This window comes from Streptomyces sp. B1866, from assembly GCF_031932565.1.
In the GTDB taxonomy this organism is placed as follows: domain Bacteria; phylum Actinomycetota; class Actinomycetes; order Streptomycetales; family Streptomycetaceae; genus Streptomyces.
The window spans coordinates 1-12,350 of record NZ_JAVSCF010000194.1 but is presented as its reverse complement, the minus strand read 5'-3'; the positions used below and the strand labels follow the sequence as shown (position 1 = coordinate 12,350).

Annotated in this window: 12 protein-coding genes; 7 read left to right on the top strand and 5 right to left on the bottom strand. The window is 76.1% G+C overall.

All coding sequences use genetic code 11. The features are described from left to right. Positions 1-180: 180 nt before the first annotated feature. Positions 181-843: a pyridoxamine 5'-phosphate oxidase family protein gene (locus RKE29_RS22030; RefSeq protein ID WP_312007276.1), complete on the bottom strand. Its 663-nt coding sequence runs from the start codon at positions 841-843 to the stop codon at positions 181-183. Between the two features lie 210 nt (positions 844-1,053). On the opposite strand from RKE29_RS22030, the gene RKE29_RS22025 reads away from it, so the two are divergent. Continuing rightward, positions 1,054-2,382, top strand: a complete 1,329-nt coding sequence (locus tag RKE29_RS22025; RefSeq protein WP_312007275.1) for an aminotransferase class I/II-fold pyridoxal phosphate-dependent enzyme — start codon at positions 1,054-1,056, stop codon at positions 2,380-2,382. Here the strand turns inward: RKE29_RS22025 and RKE29_RS22020 are convergent. Continuing rightward, positions 2,373-3,380, bottom strand: a complete 1,008-nt coding sequence (locus tag RKE29_RS22020) for a DMT family transporter (RefSeq protein WP_312007274.1) — start codon at positions 3,378-3,380, stop codon at positions 2,373-2,375. The genes RKE29_RS22025 and RKE29_RS22020 overlap by 10 nt on opposite strands. 74 nt (positions 3,381-3,454) lie before the next feature. Here RKE29_RS22020 and RKE29_RS22015 point away from each other — a divergent pair, with 74 nt between their 5' ends. Beyond that, positions 3,455-4,369 (top strand): LysR family transcriptional regulator, encoded by a 915-nt coding sequence (locus RKE29_RS22015; protein WP_312007273.1) that lies wholly within the window; start codon positions 3,455-3,457, stop codon positions 4,367-4,369. Between the two features lie 55 nt (positions 4,370-4,424). Here the strand turns inward: RKE29_RS22015 and RKE29_RS22010 are convergent, their stop codons facing one another. Continuing rightward, positions 4,425-4,934 (bottom strand): Rieske (2Fe-2S) protein, encoded by a 510-nt coding sequence (locus tag RKE29_RS22010; protein WP_312007271.1) that lies wholly within the window; start codon positions 4,932-4,934, stop codon positions 4,425-4,427. Positions 4,935-5,512: 578 nt separating this feature from the next. On the opposite strand from RKE29_RS22010, the gene RKE29_RS22005 reads away from it, so the two are divergent. From RKE29_RS22005 to ung, 5 genes are all read left to right on the top strand, one after another. Further along, positions 5,513-6,340, top strand: coding sequence for a HipA family kinase (locus RKE29_RS22005; protein WP_312007270.1), 828 nt, complete (start codon positions 5,513-5,515; stop codon positions 6,338-6,340). Then, positions 6,337-6,732, top strand: a complete 396-nt coding sequence (locus RKE29_RS22000; protein ID WP_312007269.1) for a DUF3037 domain-containing protein — start codon at positions 6,337-6,339, stop codon at positions 6,730-6,732. Before RKE29_RS22005 ends, RKE29_RS22000 begins: the two co-directional genes overlap by 4 nt. 280 nt (positions 6,733-7,012) lie before the next feature. Beyond that, positions 7,013-7,774, top strand: coding sequence for a 3-oxoacyl-ACP reductase FabG (fabG, locus tag RKE29_RS21995; RefSeq protein WP_312007267.1), 762 nt, complete (start codon positions 7,013-7,015; stop codon positions 7,772-7,774). 46 nt (positions 7,775-7,820) lie between these two features. Continuing rightward, positions 7,821-8,576: an SDR family oxidoreductase gene (locus RKE29_RS21990; RefSeq protein ID WP_312007266.1), complete on the top strand. Its 756-nt coding sequence runs from the start codon at positions 7,821-7,823 to the stop codon at positions 8,574-8,576. A 147-nt stretch (positions 8,577-8,723) separates the two neighbouring features. After that, positions 8,724-9,404: a uracil-DNA glycosylase gene (gene ung / locus RKE29_RS21985; RefSeq protein WP_312007265.1), complete on the top strand. Its 681-nt coding sequence runs from the start codon at positions 8,724-8,726 to the stop codon at positions 9,402-9,404. A 97-nt stretch (positions 9,405-9,501) separates the two neighbouring features. Here the strand turns inward: ung and RKE29_RS21980 are convergent, their stop codons facing one another. Further along, positions 9,502-10,008 carry a DinB family protein gene (locus tag RKE29_RS21980; protein WP_312007263.1) on the bottom strand — a complete coding sequence of 169 codons (507 nt, stop codon included), beginning with the start codon at positions 10,006-10,008 and terminating at the stop codon, positions 9,502-9,504. A 114-nt stretch (positions 10,009-10,122) separates the two neighbouring features. Next, a partial coding sequence (locus RKE29_RS21975; protein WP_312007262.1) for a SpoIIE family protein phosphatase occupies positions 10,123-12,350 on the bottom strand: 2,228 nt, incomplete at its 5' end.

Sequence of the window (12,350 nt, the reverse complement as noted above, 5' to 3'; positions counted from 1 at the left end):
CCCGCCGCCCGGCGCCGCTGACCGGGCGTCACCGGCGGGCGGCCGGCCCTGCCGGTACGCGCGTGCGCCCACCCGGCCCGCGCGTACGGCCGTTTCACGCACGCGCCGGCCGGCGCGGGCCGCGGCGACGCCCCGTGGCCCGCACGGCCCACCACCGCCCACAGCCCGTCCGGGCGGCCGTCAGCGGCGGGTGAGGTAGCCGGGCACCGGGATGCCGGGCGCCAGGTCGTCGGCGGGCACCGGCGTGCCGTAGGCGGGCGCGACGGGCAGCACGCCGCTCCAGTACGGCAGCGCCAGGTCCTCGGGGTCGTCGTTCGGCCCTCCGGCGCGCAGCTTCGCGGAGACCTCCGCCAGGTCCAGGCACAGCACGGCGGTGGCGGCCAGCTCCCTGCCGTTGGCCGGCCGGGAGTCGGCCGACCGGCCCGGCAGCACGTGGTCGACCAGGGCGGACAGGGCGGCGGCGCGCTCGGCCGGGTCGGTCACCTGGCGCGCGGCGCCGTGCACCACCACGGAGCGGTAGTTGACGGAGTGGTGGAAGGCGGAGCGGGCCAGCACCAGGCCGTCGACGTGCGTGACGGTCAGGCAGACCGGCAGTCCCGCCTCCGCCCGCCCCGCCTCGCGCAGCGGGCGGGAGCCGGTCGAGCCGTGCACGAACAGCCGCTCGCCGTCCCGCGCGTACAGGGTGGGCAGCACGACGGGCGCGCCGTCGCGCACGAAACCCAGGTGGCAGACGTATCCCTCGTCCAGGATCGCGTGCACCAGCGCGCGGTCGTAGGAGGCGCGCTCCCGGGAGCGGGCCGGGACGGTCCGGCCGGTGGGCTCGTACGCGCCGGACGGGCCCACCGCCGCCCCCGGCCCCGGCGGCCGGCCCGTCCCGGCGGCTGCGGACCTCGTGTCGGCTGCGGGCGGCGTGGCCGTGCCGGGCGCCGGTTCGTTCGTCATCGCTTCCCCCTCGCGTCTGCGGCGGCCTGCCGCCGCCTGCTGCCTGCCGCGCGGTGGACATCCCGTACGGGCGTCTTGTGCGGCATATTGCACTAGTGCAATATGATGATTGTGCTAGGAGAATACAGAATCAGCGGGCGGCGTGCCACGGAGATCGCCGCCAGCGTGGAGCGCGCCGTCGGCGCGGGCGCGCTGCCGCCCGGCCACCCGCTGCCCCCGATGCGGGACCTGGCTCGCGAGCTGGGGGTGAACGCGAACACCGTGGCCGCCGCCTACCGGGCGCTGCGCGACCGCGGGGTGATCGAGACCGCGGGCCGCCGGGGCAGCCGGGTGCGCCCCCGCCCGGCCAGCGCGCCGCGCGACCCCGTCCCCGGGCCGGCCCCCGAGGGCGTCTGGGACCTGTCCACGGGCAACCCCGACCCCCGCCTGCTGCCCCCGCTCGGACCGGCCCTCGCCGCCGCCGCGGGCCGCGCCGAGCGCCCGGTGTTGTACGGGGCGCCCGACGTCGAGCCCGGACTCGGCGCCCTGGCCGCCGCCGCCTTCACCGCGGACGGCGTGCCGGCCGGTCCGGTGGCCGTCACCTCCGGCGCGCTCGACGCCATCGAGCGCGTGCTCACCGCGCACCTGCGGCCCGGCGACGCGATCGCGGTCGAGGACCCCGGCTGGGGCAGCCTGCTGGACCTGGTCCCGGCCCTGGCCCTGCGCGCGGTGCCCGTCGCGCTGGACGACGACGGCCCGCTGCCCGACCGGGTGGAGGACGCGCTGCGGCAGGGCGCCCGGGCGCTGGTCGTCACCGCCCGCGCGCAGAACCCGACCGGGGCGGCGGTCGGCGCGCGGCGGGCCCGCGAGCTGCGCGCCGTGCTGGACCGGTGGCCCGAGGTGCTGCTGATCGAGGACGACCACGGCCACGGCATCGTGGACCTGCCCGCGCACCCGCTCGCCGGCCGCACCCGCCACTGGGCGCTGGTCCGCTCCGCCGCCAAGGCGTACGGGCCCGACCTGCGGCTCGCGGTGCTCACCGGCGACACGCTGACCGTGGACCGGGTGCGCGGCCGCCAGCGGCTGGGGCCCGGCTGGGTCAGCCACCTGCTCCAGGGGGCCGCGGCCCACCTGTGGCGGACGGGCGCGGTGGACGTGCCCGCGGTCGCGGCTTCGTACACCGCGCGCCGCACCGCGCTCCTGGGCGCCCTGGCCGAGCGGGGGATCGCGGCGCACGGACGCAGCGGGATGAACGTGTGGGTGCCGGTCCCCGACGAGACCGGCGCCGTGGCCCGGCTGCTGCGGGCCGGCTGGGCCGTCGCACCCGGCGCCCGCTTCCGGCTGGCCTCGCCGCCCGGCGTCCGGCTGACCGTCTCGCCGCTCGGCCCCGCGGACGTCGGCCCGCTCGCCGACGCCCTCGCGGCCGCGGTCCGCCGCGCCCCCGCCCGCCGCTACGACTGACGCGCCGCGCGGCGCCGCCGGCCGGACCGGGGCGGCTCCGGGGCCGCGGGGCGGCGCGGACCGCTCTGCGTCAGGGCCGCGCCCGCCAGGACGATCAGGGCGCCGACCGGCGTGTTCCAGCTCAGGTGCTCGCCCAGGACGGCGACGCCCGCGGCGGTGGAGACGACCGGGATGACGTACGTGACCGCCATCGCCCGGGTCGGCCCGACCTCGGACACCAGCCGGTACTGCATCAGGTAGGCCACGCCGGTGCCCAGCGCGCCCAGCGCCAGCACCGCCAGCAGCGGCCGCGGCGCGAGGGAGTCCGGGGGAGCGGCGGCCAGCGGCGCCACGACGGCCAGCTGCGCGGTGCCCAGCAGCAGCTGCGCGCCGGACATCGCCAGCGCGGATCCGCCGGGGCCGCTCAGCGTGCGCCGCACATAGGCCCAGCCGACCGCGTACGACAGGGACGCGACGAGCGCGAGGACGGTGCCGAGCGGATCCTGCCCGGCGAAGCCCTGCCAGGCGCCCAGCACCACCAGCACGCCCGCGAAGCCCAGCCCCAGGCCCGCGACACGCCGCCGGGTCGGCCGGTCGTCCGACACCGTGACCACGGCGAGCACCATGCTCCACAGCGGCGCGGTGGCGTTGCAGATGCCCGCGAGCGTCGAGGAGATGGTCACTTCCGCGTACGCGAAGAGGGAGAACGGAAGGGCGTTCAGGAAGAAGGCGGCGACGGCCAGGTGGCCCCAGGCGCGCGCGCCGCGCGGCAGCCGCTCCCGGCGCACCGCGAGGGCCGCCAGCAGCACGGCCGTGCCGGACACCATCCGGCCCAGTGCGACGTACAGCGGCGCGAACGCCTCGTTGCCGACGGAGATGAGCAGGAAGCTGAATCCCCAGATGAGCGCCAGGGCGCCGAACCGGGCCCGCCAGCCCGGGTGCTGGAGCCGCCGCGGCGGCGCGGGTGCGGGCGGGGTGGAGGTGCCGGAGGCGGTCGGGGAGTCGGTCGCTGTCCTCATGCCGCCCACCCTTGCGGCCTGGTCATCTTAGGACAAGCGACTTTTCGTACCACCTATCGGTTAGCATCACTTACATGTTGAACCTCGACCGCCTCCGGACGCTGCACGCCGTGGCCCGGCACGGCTCGGTGAGCGCGGCCGCCGAGGGCCTGCACGTGACCACCTCCGCCGTCTCCCAGCAGCTCGCCAAGCTGGAGCGGGAGACCGGACAGCGGCTCCTGGCCAAGAACGGCCGCGGGGTGCGGCTCACCGACGCCGGGCGGCTGCTCGCCGACCACGCCGCGCGCATCCTCTCCCAGGTCGAGCTCGCCCAGTCCGACCTGGAGGCCCGGCGCGGCCAGGCGGTCGGCGAGCTGCTGCTCGGCGCCTTCCCCACCGCCGCCCGCGGCCTGTTCCCGGAGGCACTGGCGACGCTGCGCGCCGAGCATCCGCAGCTGCGCCCCCGGCTGCGGGAGATGGAGCCGGACGCTGCGGTGCCGTCGGTGGTGCGCGGCGACCTCGACCTCGCGGTCGTCCTGGACTGGTACAACAAGCCGCTGCCGATGCCCGGCGGCTTGGTCAAGGCGCCACTGCTGGACGACCCCGCAGACGTCGCCATGCCCGCCGGCCACCCCCTGGCCGGCCGTGCCGAGGTGGACCTGGAGGACTTCGCGGACGACGAGTGGATCTCCTGGCCGGAGGGCGAGTTCTGCCACGACTGGCTGATGTTCACCCTCCGCGCCAAGGGCATCGAGCCGCGCGTGCGGCACACGGCCGAGGAGCACCACACCCAGCTCGCGCTGATCGCGGCCGGGCTCGGCGTCGCGGTCGCGCCGCGCCTGGGACGCGGCCCGGTGCCGGAGGGGGTGCGCGTGGCAACGGTGCGGCAGCTCACCATGCGGCGGCACGTCTACGCGATCTGGCGGGCGGACGCCGACCGCAGGCCGTCGATCCGGGCGGCGGTGGACGCGCTGCGCAGGGCGGGCCGGAAGGCCGCCGGCCGGCCGTGAGGGGCGGCCGGGCGCGGCCGTACGGGCCGGTGCCCGGCCGGGGCCGGCGGACCGGTCAGTCGACCGTGAGAGAACCGCCCTGGACGGTCACCGTCCGCTCCGGCAGCGGCCTGATCGCCGGGCCCTTCTTCACGGAGCCGTCCGCGATGTCGAACGCGCTGCCGTGGCATTTGCAGTTGATCGTGCCGCCGGCCACCTCCCTCACCACGCACCCCTCGTGCGTGCACACCGCTGAGAACGCCCTGAAGTCACCCGCCGCCGGCTGCGTCACCACCACCTTCTGCCGGGCGAACACCACGCCGCCGCCTTCGGGGATGTCCGTGGTGCGGGCCAGCGGCTCCGTGTCGCCCCCGCCCGGCTCGGCGCTGTCCGACCCCGTACCCGACGCCTGTCCCGAGCCCTTTCCCGAGGACTTTCCGCCGTCCGTGCCCGCCGTCGCGGCCCCGCCCTCGTCCGTCCCGTCGTCGCCGCACGCGGCCAGTACGGCGGCAAGCCCGGCCGCCCCGGCCGCGGCGACGACGGTGCGGCGGGCTGTGCCCCGCCCGGTTCCTGACGGTCGCGTCATTCTGCTGCCCTTCTGCTGTCGGCGGTCCGCAAACCTCTCGGACCTCTTCACACAGGCATACGCACCCGGGCGCCCAGGCGTTCAACCGGCGGCCGTCTCCCCGGGTCGGCCCGGGCCCGCTCCGGGAAACCGCGGGCTCGGTGGTGCCACCGAAGCAGCCTGCGACCGCAGATTTCGGCTGATTGCTGCGGACGCCGGAAACCCGGTTTATGCGCTCGCCCGCAAGGGCTGTCTGATCTTTCCGGCCCCGACCAGCGGCCCTAGTGTTTCAGCGGATTCCCCGGGATGTCATTGACGTGGAGTCGCCAGTACTCGCCTGACAGTCTTCTGACGCTCCACCGACAACGGCGAGACCCGGGAGCACCTGTGCAGCGGTACACCGGCGGCGTGTTCGGGACCAGCTGCTCGGACAGGCCGCTGACACCGCGCGGGCCCGAATGCACGGGGTACAGGGGGCGCGGCAGGCCGGCCACAACTCCCCAGATTCTCTCCAGGACTGAGCGGGGCCACCGGCCGCGTTGAGCGGGTTCTCGGCTGACCGTGGATTGCAAGGCTTAGCAGTCGTATAGCCTGGGAAAATGCTGACAGAAGTCACCGCCACGCGGTACGTCACGCCCCTGCGTGAGGGCGGCTCGCTCCCGGGCATCGTGGAGGCCGACGACCTCGGTACGTACGTGATGAAGTTCACCGGCGCGGGGCAGGGCCGCAAGACCCTCGTCGCCGAGGTCGTCTGCGGCCGGCTCGCCCACCGCCTGGGGCTGCGCGTCCCCGACCTGGTGCGCATCCAGCTCGACCCGGTCATAGGGGCCGGCGAGCCGGACCAGGAGGTGCAGGAGCTGCTGAAGGCCAGCGGAGGGCTGAACCTCGGCATGGACTACCTGCCCGGCTCGCTCGGCTTCGACCCGCTCGCCTTCGAGGTGGCATCGCAGGAGGCCGGGCGGGTCGTGTGGTTCGACGCGCTCGTGGGCAACGTCGACCGGTCCTGGCGCAACCCGAACCTGCTGGTGTGGCACGGCGACCTGTGGCTCATCGACCACGGGGCGACGATGATCTGGCACCACAACTGGCCCGGCGCGCAGGCCGCCGCGGCCAGGCCGTACGACGCCTCCGACCACGTCCTCGCACCGTTCGCGCCGGACGTCGCGGCGGCGGACGGGGCGCTCGGGCCCCAGGTCACCGAGGAACTGCTGACCGAGGTCGCCGCCGACGTGCCCGACGAGTGGCTGGCCGGCGAGCCCGGCTTCGACAGCCCCGACGCGCTGCGCCGCCGCTACGTGGAGATCCTGCTGGGCCGGGTCGCCGGACTGCCCGGGCGCATCGCCTTCGGGCCGCGCGGCGACGCGCGGCGGGGTTCGGGCGCGCCGGAGTGGCTGACCGGTCGGCCCGGGCGGAAGGCGGTGTCGTGACCGGCGCGCACCACGGCCGCGACGTGTTCGAGTACGCCCTGCTGAGGGTCGTGCCCCGGGTGGAGCGCGGCGAGCGGATCAACGCGGGCGTGCTGGTCTACTGCCGCGCCCGGTCCTTTGTCGCCGCGCGCACCCACCTGGACGAGCGGCGGCTGCGGGCCCTGGACCCGGAGGCCGACCTGGCGGGCGTACGGGCCGCGCTCGCCGCGGCCGAGGCCTTCTGCCGGGGCGGCGAGTCCGCCGGGCAGGGGGCGGGCGACGACGCCGGGCGGCGGTTCCGCTGGCTGGTGGCGCCGCGCAGCACCGTCGTGCAGCCGGGCCCGGTGCACACCGGGCTGACCGCGGACCCGGCGGCGGAGGCGGACCGGCTGCTGGAGCTGCTGGTGCGCTGACCGCCGCGCCGGCCCGCCCGCCACCGCGCCCGCCGGTCTACGGGAGTCCCGCGCGGGCCGCCGGGAGTCCGCCCGCGCCACCGTGAGGAGGGCGCGGGACGGCCCGCGAGGGAGCGGCGCGGCACGGCGTGGCGTACGGCACGCGACCGGACCGCGACGGCGGCGCCGATGTCGTTGACACGGGCCTGGCCTGCCTTCTAGCGTCTCGTCTGCTGAACCTACTGAGCGGTCGCTCACCGCGCGAGTCGGCCGGTGGGCCCCTAAGGCGAGGAGAACCCGCATGTCCACCACCGAGCAGCGCGTTGCCATCGTGACGGGAGCGGCCCGCGGCATCGGCGCGGCGACCGCCGTCCGGCTGGCCGAGGAGGGCCGCGCGGTCGCCGTGCTCGACCTCGACGAGGCGGCCTGCGCGGGCACCGTGGAGCAGATCACCGAGGCCGGCGGTTCGGCCCTGGCCGTCGGCTGCAACGTCTCCGACGCCCAGCAGGTGCAGGCCGCGGTCGCGCGGGTGGCCGAGGAGCTGGGCCCGCCGGTGATCCTCGTCAACAACGCCGGCGTGCTCCGCGACAACCTGCTGTTCAAGATGAGCGACGACGACTGGGACACCGTCATGGGCGTCCACCTGCGGGGCGCGTTCCTGATGTCGCGCGCGTGTCAGAGGCACATGGTCGACGCCTCGTTCGGCCGGATCGTCAACCTCTCCAGCAGCTCCGCGCTCGGCAACCGCGGGCAGGCCAACTACGCCACGGCCAAGGCCGGCCTGCAGGGCTTCACCAAGACCCTCGCCATCGAGCTGGGCAAGTTCGGCGTGACCGCCAACGCCGTGGCGCCCGGTTTCATCGCCACCGACATGACCGCCGCCACCGCCGAGCGCATCGGCCTGGGCTTCGAGGAGATGCAGCAGGCCGCGGCCAGCCAGATCCCGGTCCAGCGCGTCGGCCAGCCCGCCGACGTGGCGGGCGCCATCGCCTTCTTCACCGGTGACGCGGCCGGGTTCGTCTCCGGCCAGGTGCTGTACGTGGCCGGCGGCCCCCTCAACTGACGCCTGACCCGGGCGGACCCGAAGACACGGAAGCGAGACGATCCCCATGGCGGAGCGGGACAGCGGCAGGGTGGCGCTCATCACCGGCGCCAGCCGCGGCATCGGCTACGGCATCGCCGAGGCCCTGGTGGCGCGCGGTGACCGGGTGTGCATCACCGGGCGCGGCGAGGACGCGCTCCAGGAGGCCGTCGGCAGGCTCGGCGCCGACCGGGCCATCGGCGTGGCCGGCAAGGCCCACGACGCGGAGCACCGGCAGACGGCCGTCGAGCGCACGATGGAGGCGTTCGGCCGCGTCGACTACCTGGTCAACAACGCCGGTACGAACCCGGTCTTCGGCCCGATCGCGGACCTCGACCTGGACGTCGTCCGCAAGATCTACGAGACCAACGTCGTCTCGGCGCTCGGCTTCGCCCAGCTGACGTGGAAGGCGTGGCAGCGGGACAACGGCGGGGCGATCGTCAACGTCGCGTCCGTCGGCGGCCTCACGGCCTCGCCCTTCATCGCCGCGTACGGCATGAGCAAGGCCGCGATGGTCAACCTCACGCTCCAGCTCGCGCACGAGTTCGCGCCCGCCGTGCGGGTCAACGCCATCGCCCCGGCCGTGGTCAAGACGAGGTTCGCGCAGGCGCTCTACGAGGGGCGCGAGGCGGAGGTCGCCGCCTCCTACCCGCTCGGCCGGCTCGGCGTGCCGGAGGACATCGGGGGCGCGGCCGCGTACCTCACCTCCGACCAGGCCGGGTGGGTCACCGGGCAGACGCTGGTGGTCGACGGCGGCCTCTTCCTCAACGCGGGCGTCGCCTAGCGGAGCGCCCGCCCCGGCCCGGCACAGCCCGCGCACCGGCCCGTCGCGGCGGCCGTCGCGCGGCCGTTGTCAGTGGCCCCCGGTAGGTTCGGGAGTACGGCGTGGACCCCACGCGCGTTCCCCTACTGCCCACCGGAGGTTGTCGACGTGACCGACGCGCTGCCCGAGTCCTGGCACGGCGTTCTCGGCGAGGAGCTGGACCAGCCCTATTACAAGGAGCTCACCGAGTTCGTCGCGCGGGAGCGGGCCCGGGGCCCGGTCTACCCGCCGCCGGAGGAGGTCTTCGCGGCGCTGGAGGCCACGCCGTACGACGAGGTGAAGGTGCTGATCCTCGGTCAGGACCCGTACCACGGGCCGGGCCAGGGCCACGGCCTGTGCTTCTCGGTGCGCCCGGGCGTCAGGATTCCGCCGTCGCTGCGGAACATCTACCGGGAGCTGCGCGACGAGCTGGGCCACCCCGTGCCCGACAACGGCTGCCTGACGCCCTGGACCGCGCAGGGCGTCCTGCTGCTCAACACGGTCCTCACGGTCCGGGGCGGCGCGGCGGGCTCGCACCGGGGCAAGGGGTGGGAGAGGTTCACCGACGCGGTCATCCGCGCGGTGGCCGCCCGCCCCGACCCGGCCGTCTTCGTACTGTGGGGCAGCGCCGCCCGGCAGAAGCTGCCGCTCATCGACCAGGAGCGGCACGCGGTGGTCACCGGGCCGCACCCCTCGCCCCTGGCGGGCAACGCGTTCCTCGGCAGCCGGCCGTTCACGCGGATCGACGAGGCGGTGCGCGCGCAGGGGCACGCGCCGGTCGACTGGCGGATCCCCGACCTCGGCGCCTGAGACCGCCGCATCCGCCGCCCGGGCCGCCCGGCCCGCGCCCGCCGACCTCCGGGCCCGGCCGTCCGGCGGCCGGTCGGCGGCCCGTCGGCGGCGGGGTTCAGTCGCCGGTGACGCCGTCGATCCGCTCCCGGATCAGGTCCGCGTGGCCGTTGTGGCGCGCGTACTCCTCGATCATGTGCAGGTAGATCCAGCGCAGGTCCAGGACGCGGCCGTCGGGACGGTGGACCAGCTCGTCCAGGGAGCGGCCGGCGGCGGCCGCGCGGGCCGCGTCGATCTCCGCCCGCCAGACCGGGAAGGCGTCCGCGGCGCCGTCCGCCTCGGTGACGTGGAAGTCCCCGTCCCGGTCCGCGTCGGTGTACCAGATCGGCGGGGCGTCCTGCCCGTCCAGGATCCTGCGGAACCAGTGGCGCTCGACCTCGGCCATGTGCCGGACCAGGCCCAGCAGCGTCAGCGACGAGGGCGGCACGGACGCCTCGCGCAACCGGGCGTCGTCCAGGCCCTCGCACTTGACCGCGAGGGTCGCGCGGTGGAAGTCCAGCCAGCCCTCCAGACTGGTGCGCTCGTCGGCGTGGTGGGGCGGTACGGGGCGGTCGGTCGTGGTCATGGGGGCCATGGTGGCGGCCCATGGTGGCGGCCCGCCACCCGTTACCTCCCGTCGGCCTGCGCGCTCCCGCCCCGGGTGCCGGGCCCCGCCCCTTTCGGGGCCCGGGCAGGCGTGTCACCGCGCGTCGGCCAGGTCCTGCTCGGCCCAGATCGTCTTGCCGGCGGTGGTGTGCCGGGTGCCCCAGCTCTGGGTGAGCTGCGCCACCAGGAGCAGCCCCCGGCCGCCCTCGTCGTACATGCGGGCCCGGCGCAGGTGCGGGGAGGTGCTGCTGGCGTCGGACACCTCGCAGATGAGGCTCCGGTCGTGGATCAACCGGAGCTGGATGGGCGGCTCGGCGTACCGGATGGCGTTCGTGACCAGCTCGCTCACCACCAGTTCCGTGGTGAACCCCGCCTCCTCCAGGCCCCAGGCGGTCAGCTGCGCGGCGGCGTCCTTGCGGGCCTGCGCCACCACGGCCGGGTCGTGCGGCAGGTCCCAGGTGGCCACCTGGCCGGCGTCGAGCGCGCGCGTACGGGCCACCAGCAGCGCGACGTCGTCGGTGGGCCGCTCGGGCAGCAGCGCCGCCAGCACGGTCTCGCAGAAGGCTTCCAGGGAGGCGCAGGGTCCGGACAGGGCCGCGCGCAGCGCGTCCAGCGCCTCGTCCACGTCACGGCCGGGGGAGTCCAGCAGCCCGTTGGTGTACAGCACCAGCAGGCTGCCCTCGGCCAGCTCCACCTCGGCCGCCTCGAACGGCAGGTTGCCCAGGCCCAGCGGCGGGCCGCCGGGCAGGTCCAGGAAGTCCACGGCGCCGTCGGGCCGGACCACCGCGGGCCCGGGATGCCCGGCGCGCGCGGCGCAGCACCGCCGCGAGACCGGGTCGTAGACCGCGTACAGGCAGGTGGTGCCGATGTCGCCGGCGACCTCCGCCTGGCCCGCGCCCGGGTCGTCCGCCTGCCCCTCCACCTCGGCCGACAGCCGCGTCACCAGGTCGTCCAGGTGGGTGAGCAACTCGTCCGGGGGCAGGTCGACGTCGGCCAGGGTGCGCACCGCCGTGCGCAGCCGGCCCATCGTGGCGGACGCCTGCACGCCGTGCCCGACCACGTCCCCCACCACCAGCGCGACCCGCGCGCCGGACAGCGGGATCACGTCGAACCAGTCGCCGCCCACCCCGGCGCGCGAGCCCGCGGGCAGGTAGCGGGAGGCGACCTCCACCGCCGCGTTGCGCGGCAGCCCGCGCGGCAGCAGGCTGCGCTGGAGGCCCAGGGCGGTCTCCCGCTCGCGGGCGTAGCGCCGGGCGTTGTCGACGCAGACCGCGGCCCTGGCCGTGATCTCCTCGGCGAGCAGCACGTCGTCCCGTACGAACGGCTCGGGGCGGCGGTGCCGGGAGAAGGTGGCCACCCCCAGCGTGGTGCCGCGGGCGCGCAGCGGCACGCACACGGTGGAGTGGAACCCGTACCGGCGCAGCCGCGCGGCGGTCTCCGGGTTCTGCGCGTCCCACCGCCGCAGGTACGCCTCCGACAGCTCCAGCAGCACCCCCCGGCCGGTGGCCAGGCACTCCTCCGTCGCGGAGCCCCGCGGGTAGGCGTACAGCTGCCCGGGCCTCACGACCGCCTCCGGCGTCCCGTCGAGGGACGAGCGGTGGGCGGCGCGCCGCAGCACCGCGCGGCTGGGCAGCGGTTCGCCGGGCGGCTCGGCGCCGCCCACCACGTCCGGCAGCAGGTCGACGGTGACGAAGTCCGCGAAGGCCGGCACGGCCACCTCCGCCAGCTCCTCGGCGGTGCGCACGATGTCCAGCGTGCTGCCGATGCGGACGCTGGCCTCGTTGAGCAGCAGCAGCCGCTGCCGGGACCCGTGCTGCTGTGTCGTGTCGTGCGCGGCCACGATCACGCCGCGCGCGGCGCCGTCCCGGCCGCGCAGCGGCGCCAGCGAGACCGCCCAGGCGCTCTCGCGGTCCTGGCCGACCGGGCGCGCGGCGTACTCCAGGTGCCGCGGCTCGCCGGTCCGCAGGGTCGCGCGCATCTGCGCCTCGGTCTCCTCGGCCTGGGCGCCGGGGAGTATCTCCGGTATCCGCAGGCCGCGCATGTCGGCCTCGGTCAGGCCCAGCACCCGCTCCATGTCGTCGTTGGCCAGGCGCAGCCGCAGCCGCATGTCGTAGACCGCCATGGCGCACGGGGCGTGGGTGAAGGACCGCCCGGTCAGCTCGCCGGCGTCGAAAGGCTCCTGGGCGCCCGGGCGCGCGGAGACCACCAGCCAGGCGGCGCGGCCGTCCGGCCGGTCCTGGCGGTGGGCCAGCAGCCGGGCCGTGAGGCACCGGCCGTCGCGGTGCCGCAGTGCGGCGCTGCCGCGCCAGCGCTGCGGCGGCC

What these genes read in the sequence shown, in the direction of transcription:
- RKE29_RS22020 (WP_312007274.1), bottom strand. Translation starts at nt 3,380, where the DNA reads ATGAGGACAGCGACCGACTCCCCGACCGCCTCCGGCACCTCCACCCCG.
- RKE29_RS22015 (WP_312007273.1), top strand. Translation starts at nt 3,455, where the DNA reads ATGTTGAACCTCGACCGCCTCCGGACGCTGCACGCCGTGGCCCGGCAC.
- RKE29_RS22010 (WP_312007271.1), bottom strand. Translation starts at nt 4,934, where the DNA reads ATGACGCGACCGTCAGGAACCGGGCGGGGCACAGCCCGCCGCACCGTC.
- RKE29_RS22005 (WP_312007270.1), top strand. Translation starts at nt 5,513, where the DNA reads ATGCTGACAGAAGTCACCGCCACGCGGTACGTCACGCCCCTGCGTGAG.
- fabG (WP_312007267.1), top strand. Translation starts at nt 7,013, where the DNA reads ATGTCCACCACCGAGCAGCGCGTTGCCATCGTGACGGGAGCGGCCCGC.
- RKE29_RS21990 (WP_312007266.1), top strand. Translation starts at nt 7,821, where the DNA reads ATGGCGGAGCGGGACAGCGGCAGGGTGGCGCTCATCACCGGCGCCAGC.
- RKE29_RS21980 (WP_312007263.1), bottom strand. Translation starts at nt 10,008, where the DNA reads ATGACCACGACCGACCGCCCCGTACCGCCCCACCACGCCGACGAGCGC.